This is a genomic window from Cohnella hashimotonis (assembly GCF_030014955.1).
Taxonomy (GTDB): domain Bacteria; phylum Bacillota; class Bacilli; order Paenibacillales; family Paenibacillaceae; genus Cohnella; species Cohnella hashimotonis.
Genome location: NZ_JAGRPV010000002.1, coordinates 95,432 through 112,517, shown reverse-complemented (window position 1 = coordinate 112,517; position 17,086 = coordinate 95,432). Strand labels below are relative to the sequence as shown.

Annotated in this window: 14 protein-coding genes; 7 read left to right on the top strand and 7 right to left on the bottom strand. The window is 60.0% G+C overall.

Annotated elements, in window-relative coordinates; translation table 11 throughout:
- Positions 1–136: 136 nt before the first annotated feature.
- The 7 genes from KB449_RS35020 to KB449_RS34990 all read left to right on the top strand — a co-directional run bounded on the left by KB449_RS35020 (position 137) and on the right by KB449_RS34990 (position 11,611).
- Positions 137–3,202: an S-layer homology domain-containing protein gene (locus KB449_RS35020; protein WP_282913059.1), complete on the top strand. Its 3,066-nt coding sequence runs from the start codon at positions 137–139 to the stop codon at positions 3,200–3,202.
- 28 nt (positions 3,203–3,230) lie between these two features.
- Positions 3,231–5,600, top strand: a complete 2,370-nt coding sequence (locus tag KB449_RS35015; RefSeq protein ID WP_282913058.1) for a hypothetical protein — start codon at positions 3,231–3,233, stop codon at positions 5,598–5,600.
- A gap of 25 nt (positions 5,601–5,625) precedes the next feature.
- Positions 5,626–7,011, top strand: coding sequence for an ABC transporter substrate-binding protein (locus KB449_RS35010; RefSeq protein ID WP_282913057.1), 1,386 nt, complete (start codon positions 5,626–5,628; stop codon positions 7,009–7,011).
- Between the two features lie 78 nt (positions 7,012–7,089).
- Positions 7,090–7,962, top strand: a complete 873-nt coding sequence (locus tag KB449_RS35005) for a carbohydrate ABC transporter permease (protein WP_282913056.1) — start codon at positions 7,090–7,092, stop codon at positions 7,960–7,962.
- Between the two features lie 20 nt (positions 7,963–7,982).
- Positions 7,983–8,813, top strand: a complete 831-nt coding sequence (locus KB449_RS35000) for a carbohydrate ABC transporter permease (protein WP_282913055.1) — start codon at positions 7,983–7,985, stop codon at positions 8,811–8,813.
- A gap of 18 nt (positions 8,814–8,831) precedes the next feature.
- The gene (locus KB449_RS34995; protein ID WP_282913054.1) at positions 8,832–10,076 is read left to right on the top strand and encodes a Gfo/Idh/MocA family protein; all 1,245 of its coding nucleotides are present in this window, start codon (positions 8,832–8,834) and stop codon (positions 10,074–10,076) included.
- Positions 10,077–10,078: 2 nt separating this feature from the next.
- On the top strand, positions 10,079–11,611 hold the full coding sequence (locus KB449_RS34990; protein ID WP_282913053.1) for a GNAT family N-acetyltransferase: 1,533 nt from the start codon (positions 10,079–10,081) through the stop codon (positions 11,609–11,611).
- Positions 11,612–11,614: 3 nt separating this feature from the next.
- Here the strand turns inward: KB449_RS34990 and KB449_RS34985 are convergent, their stop codons facing one another.
- The 7 genes from KB449_RS34985 to KB449_RS34955 all read right to left on the bottom strand — a co-directional run bounded on the left by KB449_RS34985 (position 11,615) and on the right by KB449_RS34955 (position 16,945).
- Entirely contained in the window at positions 11,615–11,749 is a 135-nt protein-coding gene (locus KB449_RS34985) for a hypothetical protein (RefSeq protein WP_282913052.1), read from the bottom strand.
- A 34-nt stretch (positions 11,750–11,783) separates the two neighbouring features.
- Positions 11,784–11,912, bottom strand: a complete 129-nt coding sequence (locus KB449_RS34980) for a hypothetical protein (protein ID WP_282913051.1) — start codon at positions 11,910–11,912, stop codon at positions 11,784–11,786.
- A 597-nt stretch (positions 11,913–12,509) separates the two neighbouring features.
- A complete protein-coding gene (gene cyoD / locus KB449_RS34975) occupies positions 12,510–12,851 on the bottom strand; it encodes a cytochrome o ubiquinol oxidase subunit IV (RefSeq protein WP_282913050.1) in 342 nt (113 codons plus the stop codon).
- A gap of 1 nt (position 12,852) precedes the next feature.
- Positions 12,853–13,473, bottom strand: coding sequence for a cytochrome o ubiquinol oxidase subunit III (gene cyoC, locus KB449_RS34970; RefSeq protein ID WP_282913049.1), 621 nt, complete (start codon positions 13,471–13,473; stop codon positions 12,853–12,855).
- A complete protein-coding gene (locus KB449_RS34965) occupies positions 13,473–15,431 on the bottom strand; it encodes a cbb3-type cytochrome c oxidase subunit I (protein ID WP_282913048.1) in 1,959 nt (652 codons plus the stop codon). Before KB449_RS34965 ends, cyoC begins: the two co-directional genes overlap by 1 nt.
- 13 nt (positions 15,432–15,444) lie before the next feature.
- Complete coding sequence (cyoA, locus tag KB449_RS34960; protein ID WP_282913047.1) at positions 15,445–16,440, bottom strand: ubiquinol oxidase subunit II; 996 nt, start codon at positions 16,438–16,440, stop codon at positions 15,445–15,447.
- A 265-nt stretch (positions 16,441–16,705) separates the two neighbouring features.
- On the bottom strand, positions 16,706–16,945 hold the full coding sequence (locus KB449_RS34955; protein ID WP_090116116.1) for a hypothetical protein: 240 nt from the start codon (positions 16,943–16,945) through the stop codon (positions 16,706–16,708).
- Between the last annotated feature and the right edge of the window lie 141 nt (positions 16,946–17,086).

The window sequence follows — 17,086 nt, the reverse complement described above, 5'->3', positions numbered from 1 at the left end:
CCTTACAGGCGCTTGATGCGCGGCGATCGGACGCGCGCCGAAGATAAACGACATCGTCATATGCTGTAGTCCTCGAAAGGCGCCCTGCCTCCTATGATGAAGATAGCAAAATATCATCAATGCGGGAGGAATGGATATGACAGTCGGCAATACCGCCGCGCGGCCGGTTCGCCGTCTCGCGGCAGCGGCCCTGATGGTCGCCCTGATCGGGGCGGGACCGCTGGGCGCCGCGCTGGCAAGCCCTGCGCAAGCCTCCGACATCAAGGGCAACTGGGCGGAGAGCACGCTGGAAAGCTGGGTTCAGAGCGGTCTGCTGAAAGGGGACGCAAGCGGCAAGCTGGAGCCGAACCGCCCGGTCAGCCGGGCGGAATGGATGGCGCTGGCGAATCGGGCGCTCGGCTACGCCGATGCGGGCGAAGCGAGCTTCACCGACTTGTCTCCGGCCAATTGGGAATACAAGGATGTCCGAATCGCGGTCAAGGCCGGCTACATCTCGGGCTACGAGGACGGCACGATTCGCAGCAAAAAAACGGTCAGCCGACAGGAAGCGGCGGTCATGCTCGCCCGCATTTTCGGACTGGACACCGTCTCGGGCGCGAGCGTCGCGCTTCCGTTCACGGACAAAGCCTCCATCGCCGCTTGGAGCCGCGGGGCCGTAGGCGCCCTTGTCAACCTTCGTCTCATCGGCGGCTATGCCGACGGCTCGTTCAAGCCCCTCGCCTCCCTCACCCGAGCAGAAGCGGTCGTCCTGCTGGAAAAAGCCAGGATGGAGAAAGGAACGAACAACGGTTCGAATCCGGGCGGTTCGACGCCGGGGAACGGCGGGTCGACGTCCGGCGGCTCAGGCAACAACGGGGGATCGAACGGCGGCAATAACCCGGACGGCGAGCCGTTTCTGACGTTCCCCGTCGTGAGCGATACGCATGTCGGGATCGAGGACGTATCCGTGGACGCCGCCGCCAAGTTCGAGCAGGCGCTCCAGGTGTACCGGTCGCTCGGCAGCTACGACGCGCTCGTCGTCGACGGCGACATGACGGACGCGGGCACGATTGCCCAATACGACAGCGCGATGAGCATCCTGGAAGCGAACAAGCTTAAAGGCGCCAAGCCGATCATCGTCCCCGGCAATCACGAGTATTATGCGGCGGGCGACGAGCTCGGCGGCGACAAGTACGCCGCGGCCAAACGCTTTTACGAGGAGACCGGCATGGACGCGGACGGCTATGCCGCGGAGAACGTCGACAAGGCTACGGAAAACGCCGGCGTCTTTTACGATACGTGGGTCAAGGGCTACCACTTCATCGTCGTCGACCACGACCGGAGCGCAATGTCGGACGCCAAGTACGCCTGGCTCAAAAAGGAGATCGCGACGGACGAAAAGGGAAATTCGGCGGACCCTAAAAAACCGGTCTTCGTCCTGATGCATTATCCGTACAAAAACACCACTTACGGCAGCGAAGGCGCGGGATGGAACAATCCGGCCGAGTACGCCAAGTTCAAAGCCGTCATGGCCGCCTACCCGAACGCCATGCTCTTTACCGGCCACACGCATTATACGCTGGATCACCCGAACACGATCAATGCGGACGACGGGTTCATTCGCGTCAACGACGGCTCCACCGCCTTCGTTCAAGCCGGCGGCTACAGCAACGACAGCGACATTTACCTGGATAAGACCGTATCCCAGGGATTGCTGGTCAAAGTTTACGACGACAAGGTCGTCATCGAGCGAAGAGAATTGGACAAGCAGGGCGCGGTCATCGGCACGCCGTACGCGATCGATCTGGCCTCCCCGATTCAATCCGCGAAGAAATATACGACGGATACGGCAGCGCCCGCGTTTGCCGCCGGCGCCAAACTGAATGTCTCTGCCGTCGGCGCCTCCTCCGCGACATTCAACTGGCCCAAGGCGACGGACGACACCAAGGTCGATTCGTATATTGTCACGGTCAACGGCAAGCTCATCGGCGCGCCGTCAGTCATCTCGCCGTACGACGAGACCTCGACCCATACGTTCGCGGCCAAGGGACTGAAGCCGAATACCGACTACACGGTATCCGTTAAAGCGCGGGACGCGTACGGGAAGGAATCCGCGCCGATCGTCTCCACGTTCAAGACGGCAAGCGCAGGAACCGGATATGACGCAAGCGCCCCGGATGTGCTCAATATCGATTTTACGAACGTAGCCGGCACGACCGTCAAGGACGGCACGCTGAACAAAAACGATGCCATACTGGAAAACCACGCCAAAGTGCAAAGCGACTCCCTGTTCGGCAAGCAGGCGCTCGTGCTGGACGGCGCCGGATCGAGAGGCAAGCCGAGCTCGGTGGCGCGGGTCGGATACAACAGCAGCCTGTTCACGCAGGATGCTCTGACCATCGAGGCCGCGGTCTCGATCTCGCCGGACAGCGATCTGTCCAACGACGAATACCACATCCTGGGCACGTACGAGGATGGCGGCTACGCCCTCTATTATTCGGCCGAAGACCGCAAATTCGTGTTCGATACCCAAAATTCCAAGGACCCGGCGGAATCGGGCGCGATGGCCGATGTCAAAGGCAAGCTCGTCTATCTCACCGCCGTCTACGAAGGCGACGCGGCGCACGACTATGCCGGCGGCACGATCAAGCTCTACGTCAACGGGACGGCCGCAGGCAGCAACGCGACTTCCGGGCCGCTGCCGATCAACGAAGACAACGACCTGATCATAGGCGGCGATGTCGAGGCTTACGGCGACGTGATCCACTACTTCGAGGGCACGATCGGCGAGGTCAAGGTTTACTCGCGCGCACTCGGCTCGGACGAGATCGCCGAGCACTACCAGGCGTTCCAAAAAACGCTGCCGATCGGAACCGTCAAGTTCTACGACACGACCGACGCCACGGTGCCGCAAGCGCTGCGGGAGTATGCGCAGGTGCTGGCCGGCACGAAGACGGTCGATTATACGTACGGCTATCAGCCGTCCGCGCTGGCTCTTGCCGGAACGAGCGGCAGCGTCAACCTTTTCGACGCGGCGGGGTATATGTGGACAGCTTCGGGCACGACGCTCAAGCGGTTCGACGTGTACACGACGGCCGCCGGCTCGGCGCAGACCTATGCCGAAGGCAAGTACTTCAAGGGCACGATCCGGGCGCTGCTGGCTTCCGATCGCGAGCTGTGGGTGCTGACGGACCAAGGCGTCTCCAGCATTCGATACCAATAAACATTCAACCGACAGGAGGATGGATCCGTTGCGCGTGAAAAAGTACGCCGGAAGCTTAAAAGCCATTCCCGCAGTTCTGCTGTTCGCCCTGGTCTCTCCGCTGCAGGCGCTCGCCGGCAGCGGCGGCCCGCCGCCGACCGCAGCCTATACGGCTGCAGTCATCGGCGATACGTATCAGAAGCAGATGGACTATTACAGCTCGAACGAATTCAATGCGACGACCGACTTGAACGACACGCAGCGAGCGGCCGTGCTGAGCGGCCTGGACGCATCCCTGGCGATTCCCGATCAACTCGAGATCGTCCAGGCGATCGGCACGGACAACGTGACCGCGTTCGCCCGGGACGGCGATACGCTGTGGATCGGCACGAAAAAAGGATTGCAGCGGATCAACGTCAAGGAACGCGACAGCCGGGACTATGCGCAATACCTGGCAGGCCCCCGTTACCTGTACGGCGGCGACGATCAGGTCTCCGGCTTGTATGCGGACGGCGACCACGGCGTCTGGGTACGCAACGGCAAGGGCATCGTGCATATCCGGATGACGATGCGTTCGCTCAAGGACAAGGCGGATACGTACGAGCAGTGGACCAAAGCGGTGAACGACCGCTACGGCATGATCGGCGAGGACGTCGCGTTCACCCGCAGCGGCCAGACGTATGCCGGTTCTCCGACGACCAACGACAACGACGGCTTGTGGACGAGCGAGTACGCGATCGGCGAGATCTATCGCTATTTGACCGCCAAGCAGCTGGGCGACGCGGCCGAGACGGCTGCGGCCAAGGCGGACGCGACGCGCGCGGCGAAGGCCGTCATGCTGCTCGCGCAAGTCTCCGGACGCGGCGACGGCTTCATCGCCCGCTCCTACATCATGGAGGGCGATGCGCAGCCGAACGGCTTGTGGTTCAAAAAGTCGTCCGTGAACGGCGACGTGTACGGCATTGCCGTCGACACGTCGGACGCCCAGAAAAAAGACACGCTGGAAATTACCGATCCGGCCCTCGTCGCCGAAGCCAAGGCGGCGTATCTGGCCGCCACGGGCCGCACCTACGAGTCCGACTACGGCGATAAAGGCATTTTCCCGGTCATCAAAAGCAAAAGCGACGGCAGCGTCGCCTGGCGGCTGAAGTCGCCGATCGTCGAGGCCGTCGACCCGGCGCTCGCCGAGCTCTACGGCGGCAACCAGAACGACTACAAAGTCATCTACAAGGCGGACACGTCCTCCGACGAGGTGAACGGACAGATGGCGCTGCTGTACTTCGCGGCGAACTATCTGTTCGACGGCACCGGCGCAGAGGACGCCCATCTGAAGGCGCTGGCGATCAAGTTCGCCGACCGGATCGTCAAGGGCATCGTGACGCACGGCTTCGCGATGATCGACGCGACCCGCAATCCGACGACCTGGGCGCGGTGGAACGCCACCTATTTCGCTCCGCAGATCGACTACACCGTCAACACCGAAGGCGTACCGCCCGGCGAGTACGAAGGCGGGTACGAGAGCGACGTCAATGCGGACGAGATCGTGAGCTTCGTCAAGACGGCGATCTACCTGACCTCACTCGATCCGGCGAACTATAGCGAAGACAACGCGCTGTTCCGCGAAGTCTACCGCAAGCTGTGGGAGCCGCGCACCGACGGCGGCAGCTACGACAACAACGACGCGAGCTACTCCGACGCGACAAGCGGCATCGGCTACGTGGACATCATGAAGCAATACATCGAACGCAAGAAAAACGTGCTGTCGAGCGACTTCGACGATTATCCGGACATTAACAGCGCCATCCATGCGAGCGGGAACTGGAGACTGGCCGTCAACTTCTCCGACGAGAATCTGTTCGCGATCGCGTACCTGCCGCTCATCGACATCGAGATGAACGAGGATCCGAACTCCGAGCGGGTGGCGACGCTGCGCGGCGTGTTCGATCAATGGTGGGCGAACATGAAGGACGAGGACAATCCCTTCTACATCTATCTGTACCAGAAGACGTATCCGGAGCGGACGGACGCGGAGCTGGATACGGCCGCATGGGCCCTCTCCCGCATGCCGCAGCAGCAAGTCAATTTCCCGGTCAACAACAGCATGCGCGCCGATGCGCTTCTCGTCCAGTACTTCAACTATCGCGACTATACGAAGATCAGCGGAGACCGCAAAGGCGTCGTCTCGACGAACCGTCCGCTGCCGCCGGACGAGCGGCATGTCCACAAGTTCAATACGAGTCCGTTCGCAGCTTTCTCCAACTACACCAACGCGACCGTCCTAAATACCGATTACGTCGACTATACCAAAGCGCAATACAATCCGGTCAGCTATACCTCCGGCTCGATGCTGAGCGGCACGTGGTTCCTGCTCCCATACTGGATGGGACGCTACTACGGCATGCTGGAGCAACAACAATAAGTAAATAAGGGGCGAAAACAGAACCATGCACAGCAATCAACGCAAGACGCTGGCGCTGCTGCTGGCCGCAAGCCTCGCGCTGCTGGCCGCTTGCGGCAGCAACGACGCGAGCGGCTCGAACAGCTCGGCCGGCACTGGCGGCGCAAACGCGAGCGGCGGTACCACTTCGGCTCCGTCCGCTTCGACCGGCGCGAGCGCCGGAGAGAAGACCAAGCTCGTTTTCTGGAACACTTCCTACCCGACGATCGACGAGAACGACAAGACAAAGAAAAAGGAAGACTTCTACATTTACAAAGCGATCGCGCGCTATGAGGCCGCCAATCCGAACGTCGAGATCGTCATCCAGGACATTCCCGACGGCACGAACGCGATGACGAAATTCCAGACGGCGGGCATCGCGAACAACGGTCCCGACGTGACCAATCTTTGGTCAGGCAACTATACGATGGACTTGAAGTCGTTCATCCAGCCGCTGAACGACTACCTGAAGCCGTCCGATATCGACGCGATGACGGGCTGGAACGCCGTTACCGAGAACTTCGCGGATACGGGCACGATCTACGGCGTTCCCGACGGCAGCGACGGCACGATCGGCATTTTGTACAACAAGAAGCTGTTCGCGGCCGCGGGCCTCGATCCGGAGCAGAACCCTCCGGCCACCTACGACGACTTCGTGGCGATGCTGCAGAAGCTGAAGGACAGCGGCGTCACGCCGATCGGCTCCGAGCAGGACGGCGACTTCGTCTACTTCCTCGACTACTGGCTCGCCCAGACGGTCGGCACGTCCGGCATCAACGATATCGTCAACGGCAAGACGAACTTCAACAACCCGAAGCTGCTCCAGGTCATGCAAGGCTATGTCCAGCTGTACAAGAAAGGCTTCGTCACCAACGACCAGCCGCAGACGCAATTCTATAACCGCAAAGTGGCGCTGATTTTCGGCGGCTATGGTTATCTCAACGATGCCCGCGCCGCGCTCGGCGACGATCTGGGCATGATGAAAATCCCGAACTTCAGCAGCGATGCCCTCGTGAAGAACGGCGGCATCGGAGGCACCGGCGCCGACTTCGTCGTCTCGAAGTCGTCCAGGCATCCGGAGGAAGCGGTGAAGTTCATCCTTTTCCTCGTGAGCAAGGACGAGCAGATCGCACGGTTCAAAGACGGCTACGGCAAGCTGCTGAACCTGAAGAACGTCGACCCGGGCGAATTCACGAACGACCCGTACGTCGTCAAGCAGCAGGAGTGGGCCGGCGAACCGGCGACGATCTTCTGGCCGGACAACATCTACCCGTCGGAGCTGTCCGATTACATCAGCTCGATGAACGAGCTTGTCGTCAAGCAGCAGCTGGACGTTCGCGATTTTCTGGCCAAGCTTGACCAGAAGCGGGACGAGATCAACAAACAAAGATAGGCTTGCCACCTTCTCAGCCCAGGCCTTCATTCCTTTCCGTGAAGGCCTCATTTTTTTATAAAGCGAGGCTTGCCGCCGATGCACTTCCGCACCAAAGAGTCCATGACCGGCTACCTGTCGCTGCTGCCGGCTTTTGCGGCGCTGGCCGCGATCGTGTTTTATCCGATGGTCAATACGTTCTACCACAGCTTCACGAAGTGGAACGGAGCCGAGTCTCACGGGATCGGCTTGCGCAATTACACGCTTATTTTCACAAACGGCGAGCTGTGGACGCTGCTGCGGAACAACGCCATTTTCCTGCTGTCGATTCCCGGCATTCTGCTCTTGTCGCTCGTCGTCTCCGTCTTGCTGTTCGAGGAAGTCCGAGGCTGGCGCTTTTTCCGCTCGCTCTATTATATTCCGACGATTCTGTCGTCCGTCGTCGTCGGCATGCTGATGAAAATGATGTTCGCCCAATCCGGCGTCGTCAATCAGCTCCTGCATGCGCTCGGGCTCACCGACGGCAAGACGGAATGGCTGACCCAGGTGCCGACCGCCTTCATGGTGCTCATCTTCTGCTTCTATTGGCAGACTCTCGGGCAAGGCGCGCTCATTTTTTTATCCGGCCTGTCTTCCATCTCGCACGAGATCTTCGAATCCGCCGATCTCGACGGAGCCGGCTGGTGGCAGCGTCTGTTCCACATCACGATCCCGTCGCTCGTGCCGACCATCGTTTATTTTACCGTGACCAACGCGATCTACTGCTTCATCGGCCTCTTCTCGCTCGTGTATGCCGTCACCCAAGGGGGGCCCGGACGCGAGACGACGCCGATCGATTACATGATCTATATCAAGGCGTTCCAGACGCCCGACCAACTGGGCTATGCCAGCGCACTGTCCATCGTGCTGTTCGCCATCGCGCTGCTGGCGTCGTGGATGCAGATCCGGTTGTCGAACCGTTTTCAAGACTAGCCAGATAGGAGCGGTTAGCGATGGCCAGCCGAAGAGCTTTATCCGTTCGTTTGATCGTATACGCCATTCTTGTCGCGATCGCGATCGTCGACTTTTACCCAATCGTCTACATGGCCGTGAACAGCTCGCGGACCTCGGTCGACTTTTTCCAAAATCCCGGCGGTCTGCCCGACGCGTGGCACCTCGACAACTTCAAAGCGCTGTACTACCGGTTCGACGTCCTTCGCCTGTTCGGCAATACGCTGCTGGATGCCCTACTCGCGTTCGCCGTGACGATCGTGCTGTCCGTCCCCGCCTCCTTCGCCTTCGCGAAGCTGCGGTTCCCCGGCAGGTCCGGCCTGTACATGATCGTCATCGCGACGATGGCGATACCCGGCATCACGTTCGTCATCCCGAACTTCCTGCTCATGTCCCGGCTCGGCCTCGTCGACCATCCGGGATCGGTCATCATCATCTGGGCCGTGACCGCCGTACCCTCGAACATCTTCCTTCTTGTCGCGCTCATGCGCGGCATTCCGAACGAAGTGCTGGAGGCGGGCAAAATCGACGGCATCTCCTATGTCCAAACGCTCGCGCGGATCGTAATGCCGCTGTCGGTTCCCGGAATCGTCACGCTCGCCATCTTCAATACGACGGGCTGGTGGAACGATCTGTTCACGCCGCTTATTTTCCTGCAATCCGACGATCTGAAAACGATGACGGTCGCGGTGGCGACGATTCTGAAGCGGTTCGACACGGACTATCCGCTGCTGCTCGCCGGGCTGTTCATGACCTCGATCCCGCCGATCGCCATCTATATCGCGCTGCAGAGCTATATCAAAAAAGGACTCGTCATCGGGTCCGTCAAATAAGGAATGGAGGCTGTATCGATGGATGCGAAGCCATTGCGCCTGGGCATCGTAGGCGGCAACCGGGGCGGAAGATTCAAGACGACGATCGAGGCGCTGTCGCACCTCGTCCGGCTGTCCGCCATCTGCGATCTGCGGGAAGACACGGTGCGCCTGTGGCAGGCCGAATATCCCGGACTGACGGGGTATACGGATTACGACCGGCTGCTGGAGGATCCCGATGTCGACGCGGTATTGCTCGCAAGCCCGATGCTGCTGCACGCTCGCCAGGCGGTCCGGGCCCTGCAGGCCGGCAAGCACGTGCTGAGCGAAGTGACCGCCGCCCATACGATAGAAGACGCCTGGGAGCTGGTCGAGACGGTGGAGTCGACCGGATTGACGTACATGATGTCCGAAAATTATTGTTTCGAGCGCGCGAGCATGACGGTGCAGCGAATGGCGGAGGCCGGCGCCTTCGGCGAAATCACGTATCTGGAGGGCGGATACATTCACGACCTGCGCCATACCGTCCATACCGAGGATGGATCGCTGACCTGGCGGGGCGAGCTTCATCGCGATTACGACGGGCTGAATTACCCGACGCATTCGATCGGCCCGCTCGCCAAATGGCTGTGGCTCGGACGCGAAGGCGGGGACAGGCTCGCGAGCTTGTCCGCCTTCACTTCTAATTCGCGCGCGCTGCAGCACTATTTTCGCGACAAGTTCGGCGCCGGTCACCCGGCCGCGCAGGACGGCTACTGGAAACAAGGCGATTCTGCCGTCGCCCACCTGACGACGGAGGCCGGCGTGATCATCGCCCTGCGGGTCGACTGGACGTCGCCTCGGCCGCATAATATGCATAGCTACTCCCTGCAAGGCACGAGAGGCGCATACGCGTCCCGCCGCCATGACGACGAGGAGGACCTCGTCTGGCTCGACGGACGCTCCCCGATGCGGACGCCCCCGTGGGGCGGCGCGCCGGAGGGCGTATGGGAGCCGCTTGGCAGCTATGCGGCCGAGTTCGATCCGCCCGCCTGGGTCCGTCTCGACCGCGAAGCCGCCGAGAGCGGCCGCGCTGGCCACGGCGGCTCCAACCATCTCGCGCTGGAAGAATTCGCGCTGGCCGTCCGGGACCGCAGGCCGCCCCTCATCGACGTGTATGACGCGGTCGAATGGAGCGCCATCTTCCCGCTGTCCGTGCAGTCCCGCGCCAGAGGCGGCGAGCCGGTGGCGATGCCCGATTTTCGCAAGTTTCGCAAGCACAAGAAGCCGACGAGGAGACCGTAACGATGACGCAACAGAGACAACTGCCGCAGCTCGTAATGCGCAGATCGGGCTTGGCCGATCTGCCCTCCTTGCGGCTGCACGAAGGGTTTGCCTGCCGCAGCTTCCAGCCTGGCGACGAGTCGCACTGGGAGCGGATCGTCAAGCTGGCATTCGGCTGGGAGCGGAGCTTCCGAGAATATATTCAATCGCACTTTTATTATCGGCCGGACAGGGTGCTGTTCCTGTGCCGCGAAGGGACCCCCATCGCCACCGCCTGCGCCTGGCAGGAACCGGAGTGGGGCGAGGACTGGGGATACTTGCACATGGTCGGCGTCGATCCCGCGTTCGCCGGGCAGGGGCTCGGGTACGCAATCAGCCTGGCGGCGCTGCACCGGATGAAGGAGGACGGCAAGGCGTGTGCCGTGCTTGAGACGGACGACTTCCGCCTGCCGGCGGTTCGTACGTACCTGAAGCTGGACTTCCGCCCCGACGTCCCCGACGAAAGGCTTCTGATCCGGTGGAAGCAGGTGTACCGGGAGCTGGGCTTGCCTTACGGCGTGAAAGTGGCGTCCGCCACCCGACCGGGCAGCGCCGCCGCCGCGAACGAGGACGCGCTGGTCGTCTACCCGGAGGCCCATGTGTACGGCGTCGTGGACGGCGTGTCCGCAATGCTTCCCTACAAGGACGAGGCGGGCTTTACGGGCGGCCGCATCGCAGCCTCGCTGCTCGTCGAAGCGCTAGGCGCTGGTACCGGCGCTGACGCTGGTTCTGGTTCTTGTTCTGGTTCTGGTGCTGGCGCTGGTTCTGGTGCTGGTGCTGGTGCTGGCGTTGGCGCTGGTGCTGGTGCTGGCGCCGGTGCTAGCGCTGGTGCTGTCGGGGTAGATTTCGATCTGGCCGAAGCCGTCCTGCGCGCCAATGCGGCGCTGATGCAGCGCATGCTTGCCGCGGGCGTCGACGTCGCCGCCAAGTGGAAGCGCTGGGGCGCGGTGTTCGCGATTGTCCGATGGCGGCACACGCACCTCGAATACGTGCAGGCCGGAGACTGCATGCTGCTCGTGCGTTACCGCGACGGGAGCGTCCGGACGCTGACCCGCAATCAAGTGGCGGCGTTCGACCTGAAGGCGCTGCAAGCCAAGCAGCAGTTGCTCAAGAACGGCACGCCGGCGGAGAAGGTATCGCAGCGGCTGAAGCCCGTGTTCAAGTGCAATCGCGACAAGGCCAACGCGCCGGACGGCTACGCTGTCATGAACGGAGACCCCGCGCTCGCATATACGATGGAATACGGTCGCATCTCCTGCGCCAACATCGTCCGGATTTACGCGGTAACCGACGGCATGTTCCACTTCGTCGAGAACGACGACGATCCGCGCAAATGGGAAAAGCTCGCCGACGCGCTCGACGAACGCGGCATCGAGTCTTACATGGACGAACTTGAACGCGAGGAGGCGCTCGATCCCGACTGCGAACGCCATCCGCGCCACAAGAAATCCGACGACAAGTCGGCCGTCATTGTGGAGCTGCCGAGCGGGCCGGAGACGGATCTCGCAAGATCATGAACGTCACGTCCCGCAGGTACCTGCAGCCCCGCTTCTATCGCTTGCAGCACGCTCCGGCACCCTCGTCGCTTCAGTAACGTTGCTTATCGCTTGCAGCGCCGGCTTCTCCCGCCAACCGCTCGTGCTCGCTTGCAGCACGCTCCGGCACCCTCGTCGCTTCAGTAACGTTGCTTTATCGCTTGCAGCACCGGCTCGCTCCCGCCAACCGCTCGTGCTCGCTTGCAGCACGCTCCGGCGCCCTCGTCGCTTCAGCTACGTTGCTTTTATCGCTTGCAGCGCCGGCTTGCTCCAGCAGCCACATTTTCCCGCCGCCCCCCCTCAACTCCCCGCCTAAGGAAGACCGTCCTTGCGATCGCAGATCGCTCTGACGGTCCTCTTCAAATCGGCGGATCTTAGATTCTCAGTTAGCGCAGACTGCCTGCCGACGGCTTTTTCGCCAGCCGTTCCGATGGACCCGCCTATCGCCCCCGCGTAACGTTTTTGCCGTAACGCTTTCGCCGTAACGCCTGCAAATATACATCTATTTCTGCTGATGTCGGCCCTTATATACAAAATAGCTGCGTAAACGCATTTATTTTCCTTCTTCGGCTCCATTTCCGGCTTATAACTCGAATATACCTGCATATTTGCAGGCTTTTCATCCGAGTGTCGCTGGTCGGCAGAAAATACATGCAAATATGCAGGTTTTTCGACCAACACAGCTTCCGAGAGGCTCCGGCCCTGCGAACAATCGGTTCCTTCCCGCAAATCGCCGCCGGCCGGGATCGAATGTCCGGCCCCGAATCGAATGTCCAGCCCGGATCGAATGTCCGGTCCCGGATCGAAATGCAAAAAAAGAGCAGCCCGTCGGGCTGCTCTCTCACTAGCTATACGTGTGTCTCATTTCCCGCAAAGTTGATCAATGCGCCACCATGTTGTACTTCATGATCCAGATGGAGCCTGCCACGATCGTCACAACAATGACGAGACCGAGCAGCAACGTCATCAGGTTGTAGCGCGGCTTCTTCTCTTCCTTCAGGTGCATGAAGAAGAACAGCTGCACGACGAATTGCAGGACGGCCGTCACGAGCAGGACGACGTCGGCGGCGCTGCCGGTGACGATGTCGTTCAGCACGAGAATCAGTGGGATCGCCGTCAGAATGAGCGACAGAACGAATCCGAGCACGTACGACTTGAGCGAGCCGTGCGACTCGTGCGCGTCGGCGCCGTGCGAGGCGTGCGTGTCATGATGCTGCGCCATCTTACCTCACCCCCATCATGTACACGATCGTGAAGACGAAGATCCAGACGACGTCGAGAAAGTGCCAGTACAAGCTGATGTTGCCGATCTTGCGCTTGGTCACCGGCGTGATGCCGCGCTTCGCCACCTGCAGCATCAGCGCGATCATCCAGATCAGGCCGATGGAGACGTGGATACCGTGCGTGCCGACGAGCGTGTAAAAGGCGGACAGGAAGGCGCTGGTCGAGATCTTGGCGCCCTCGTCGATCATCTTGAGGAACTCGGTCACTTCGAGCGTAATAAAGGATGCGCCCAGCAGCGCGGTGACGATCAGCCAGCCGATCAGGCCCTTCTTGTCGCCGCGGTTCATGGACAACACGGCCAGGCCGCTGGTGAAGCTGCTGGTCAGCAGGATAAACGTCTCGGCGATGACGCCCGGCATCTCGAACAGCTCGGCGCCGGTCGGGCCGCCCGCCGTGCTGTTCATGAGTACGGCATACGTCGCGAACAGCGTGCCGAAGATAATACAGTCGGTAATGATAAAAATCCAGAAGCCCATCGTCCGAAGCGCTTCGAGGTCGTGATGGCCGTCATGGCCGTGATCGTGGTCGTGCGATGAATGATTAGCCGCGACATTCGCCATTAGACAACCCTCCCCGCTTTCGCTTCGGTCTTTTTAATCTCGTCGACCGTTACGTAATAATCCGTGTCGTAGTTAAACGAGTGATACAGCATCGTAGCCGCGATTCCAATTGCACCCGGTACGATCAGCCACAGCCAGTCGAAGACGAAGCCGAAGCCGAGGATGAACCAGAAGAGCGACATGACGATCGGCGTCCCCGAGTTTTTCGGCATGTGGATCGGCTCGTACTTCGGCGGCGGATCCTGAACGCCCTTGGCGGCCAGCTCCTTGCGGCGCCACCAGTCGTCTCTGCCTTCGACCTTCGGCGTGATCGCGAAGTTGTAGAACGGCGCCGGCGAAGGAATCGACCACTCGAGCGTGCGGCCGCCCCACGGATCGCCCTTGACGCGTTCCATGAACTTGATGCTGTGCAGAATCTGCCACACCTGGAACAGGAAGCCGATACCCATCAGGAAGCCGCCGATCGTGGAGACGAAGTTCCAGCTCCACCAGCCCGTGTCCCAGCTGTACGAGCTGACGCGGCGCGTCATGCCCATGAGGCCGAGCACGTATTGCGGCATGAAGCAGACATAGAAACCGATGTTCCACAGCCAGAACGCCCATTTCCCCAGCTTGTCGTTCAGCTTGAAGCCGAACACCTTCGGCCACCAATAGTACAGACCTGCGAAGTAACCGAACACGACGCCCCCGATGAGCACTTGGTGGAAGTGAGCGATCAGGAAGTAGCTGTTGTGGAACTGGAAGTCGGCCGGCGCGACGGACAGCATGACGCCGGTCATGCCGCCGACGATGAAACAAGGAATAAATGCCATCGTCCAGAGCATCGGCAGCTCGAACGTAATTTTCCCCTTGTACATCGTAAACAGCCAGTTGAATATTTTGACCCCTGTCGGGATCGCAATGATCATCGTCGTGACGGCGAAAAACGCGTTGACGTTCGCGCCCGAACCCATCGTGAAGAAGTGGTGGGCCCATGTGAAGAACGAGAAGATGCTAATGCTCATCAGCGCGAACACCATGGAGCCGTAGCCGAACAGCCGCTTCTTGGAGAAGGTGGCCACGATCTCCGAGAATATGCCGAACGCCGGCAGTACGACGATATACACTTCGGGGTGACCCCACATCCAGATGAGGTTGATGTACATCATTGGATTGCCGCCCATGTCGAGCGTGAAGAAGTGGGCGCCGAAGTAACGGTCGATGAAGAGCAGCGCCAATGTTACCGTCAGAATCGGGAACGCCAGGATGATCGTCAAGCAGCTCGAGAGCACCGACCAGGTGAACATCGGCATCTTCATGAGCTTCATGCCCGGCGCGCGCATCTTCAGAATCGTGACGATAAAGTTGATACCGGTCATCAAGGAGCCGATACCCGAGATTTGAATGCCCCAGATATAGAAGTCCTGCCCCACGCCCGGACTGAACATTTTCTCGGACAGCGGCGGATAGGCCAGCCATCCGGCCTCCGGCGAACCGCCGATGACGAACGAAACGTTGAACAGCATCGCGCCCATGAAGAACAGCCAGAAGCTCAGGGAGTTCAGCAGCGGAAACGCGACGTCGCGTGCGCCGATCTGCAGCGGCACGGTCAGGTTAAAAAGACCGAACATCAGTGGCATCGCCATAAACAAGATCATAATGACGCCGTGTGTCGTGAAAATATCGTTATAGTGATCGGGCTTCAGGAACTCCATGCTGTCTGGCAGCGCCAGCTGCGTCCGCATGAGCAGAGCGTCGACGCCCCCGCGGAAGAGCATGAGCAGCGAAGCGATGACGTACATGATGCCGATCCGCTTGTGATCGACGGTCGTCAGCCATTCGCGCCACAGCCATCCCCAGCGCTTGAACGCGGTGAGCGCGACGACGATGGCGACCATCGTCAGTCCGATCGCGACGTCGGCGCCGTAGATGAGCGGGTCCCCCGTCACGAAGAAATCGGATAGCTTGGTAATCTTCAATCGGGTCCCCTCCTTAATGTTGATGCGCGGCGTCGCTATGGCCCGCGTCGGACATATCGATTCCGCTCATGTCCGTCTTGCTCGTATCTTGGTCGTCCTTGGCGGCCGCATCGTTCTGGGACGAAGCCGCTTCACCGCCATGATGATGGCCTTCGCCGGCCACGACATACTTGTTGACGATATTGTCGAACATGCCGTTCGGGAACGCGGAGAACGAACGCACCAGCGAGGTCGCCGGCTGCGCGAGCTCGTTGTAGCCTTCCTGGCTCATCGCCGGATACGACTGCTTGACGTCCTGCACCCACTTGTCGAAGTCGGCCTGCGACGTCGCCTTGGCGTTGAAGGTCATCTTGCCGAAGTATTCGCCGCTGAAGTTCGCGCCCGTGCCGAAGTAATCGCCCGGCTCATCCGCGATCAGATGCAGCTTCATCGCCATGCCGGACATCGTATAGATCTGGCCGCCGAGCTGCGGGATCCAGAACGAGTTCATCGGCGCGTCCGCGGTCAGCTGGAACTGAACCGGAACCTTTTCCGGGAACTGCACGTAGTTAACCGTAGCGATGCCTTGCTCCGGATAGAGGAACAGCCACTTCCAGTCCAGCGCGACGACCTGGATCGTGATCGGCTTATTGTCGGAAGCGAGCGCCTTGGAAGGCTCCAGCTTATAGCTGTACTGCACGGTGACAATCGCGATCAGCAGAATGATCAGGATCGGAACACCCCACCATACGGCTTCCAGCTTCGTGCTGTGATCCCACTCCGGCTGGTATGCTTCTTTCTTTTTACTTTTCACCCGGTATTTCCAGGCGATCCAGAACGTCAATATGAGGACGGGAACGATAATGATGAGACATAGCCCCGTCGTGATATAGATGAGATCAAGCTGATGCTTGGCGATCTCCCCTTTGGGATTAAGGACGACTACGTCCGCACATCCCGACAGCAGGAACGTCATCAGCGCCAGCGGCAGGAACGCCGCCGCCCGCAGAAACCACCCTTTGTACTTCATTTGCTCACACTCCTTGATTGCGGCTTGGCGCCGGGCCTGCGGCTGCTCTCGTCAGAGCTCCGCGCTATGTCATTAACATATCAAAATCCGGAGGCCACGGCGCTGCTGTTAACAAATGCGTCAATGTTTGTTTGATATTTAGCAATAAATTGTTCACCAATTCGACCTTTGTTCAAACAAATGCAACAAAAAAACTGCCTCGCGCGGAGAAGTCTCTCTGCGCAGGCAGTCTTTGGTTGAAATCGTTGCTGCAGTCGTTGCGAAATTAAGCGAGGTCTTCGACCTTGTCCAGTCCTTCGGGCTCAAGATCCGACTTCTTCATCATCAGCGGTGCGGCTACGCCAAACAGAAGAATCTGCAGGCCGCCTACGAGGAACCCGATGCCGATCATCAGTCCGAGGTTGCCGTCGTTAAATTCGTTCATATTCAAAGCGCTGCAAATGACGCCAAATGCAATAATAACGGCCGCCGTCCATTTCAACGCAATCGTCATGTCTTTTCTCATTGCGAACAGCTCCCTTCACTGGAAACGCTATCTGTGAACATTCTATCACAGAATTGTGACAAAATATAGTCTAAAACCGCCTAATTTTAAATTCTCCTGCGCAGGCCGTTGTTCATGATTTAACTTTCAAGCTGCATCGCG

Bases quoted from the DNA above. Each gene is read 5' to 3' on its own strand.
- KB449_RS35020 (WP_282913059.1), top strand. From the start codon at position 137: ATGACAGTCGGCAATACCGCCGCGCGGCCGGTTCGCCGTCTCGCGGCA.
- KB449_RS35010 (WP_282913057.1), top strand. From the start codon at position 5,626: ATGCACAGCAATCAACGCAAGACGCTGGCGCTGCTGCTGGCCGCAAGC.
- KB449_RS35005 (WP_282913056.1), top strand. From the start codon at position 7,090: ATGCACTTCCGCACCAAAGAGTCCATGACCGGCTACCTGTCGCTGCTG.
- KB449_RS35000 (WP_282913055.1), top strand. From the start codon at position 7,983: ATGGCCAGCCGAAGAGCTTTATCCGTTCGTTTGATCGTATACGCCATT.
- KB449_RS34995 (WP_282913054.1), top strand. From the start codon at position 8,832: ATGGATGCGAAGCCATTGCGCCTGGGCATCGTAGGCGGCAACCGGGGC.
- KB449_RS34990 (WP_282913053.1), top strand. From the start codon at position 10,079: ATGACGCAACAGAGACAACTGCCGCAGCTCGTAATGCGCAGATCGGGC.
- KB449_RS34980 (WP_282913051.1), bottom strand. From the start codon at position 11,912: ATGTGGCTGCTGGAGCAAGCCGGCGCTGCAAGCGATAAAAGCAACGTA.
- cyoD (WP_282913050.1), bottom strand. From the start codon at position 12,851: ATGGCGCAGCATCATGACACGCACGCCTCGCACGGCGCCGACGCGCAC.
- cyoC (WP_282913049.1), bottom strand. From the start codon at position 13,473: ATGGCGAATGTCGCGGCTAATCATTCATCGCACGACCACGATCACGGC.
- cyoA (WP_282913047.1), bottom strand. From the start codon at position 16,440: ATGAAGTACAAAGGGTGGTTTCTGCGGGCGGCGGCGTTCCTGCCGCTG.
- KB449_RS34955 (WP_090116116.1), bottom strand. From the start codon at position 16,945: ATGAGAAAAGACATGACGATTGCGTTGAAATGGACGGCGGCCGTTATT.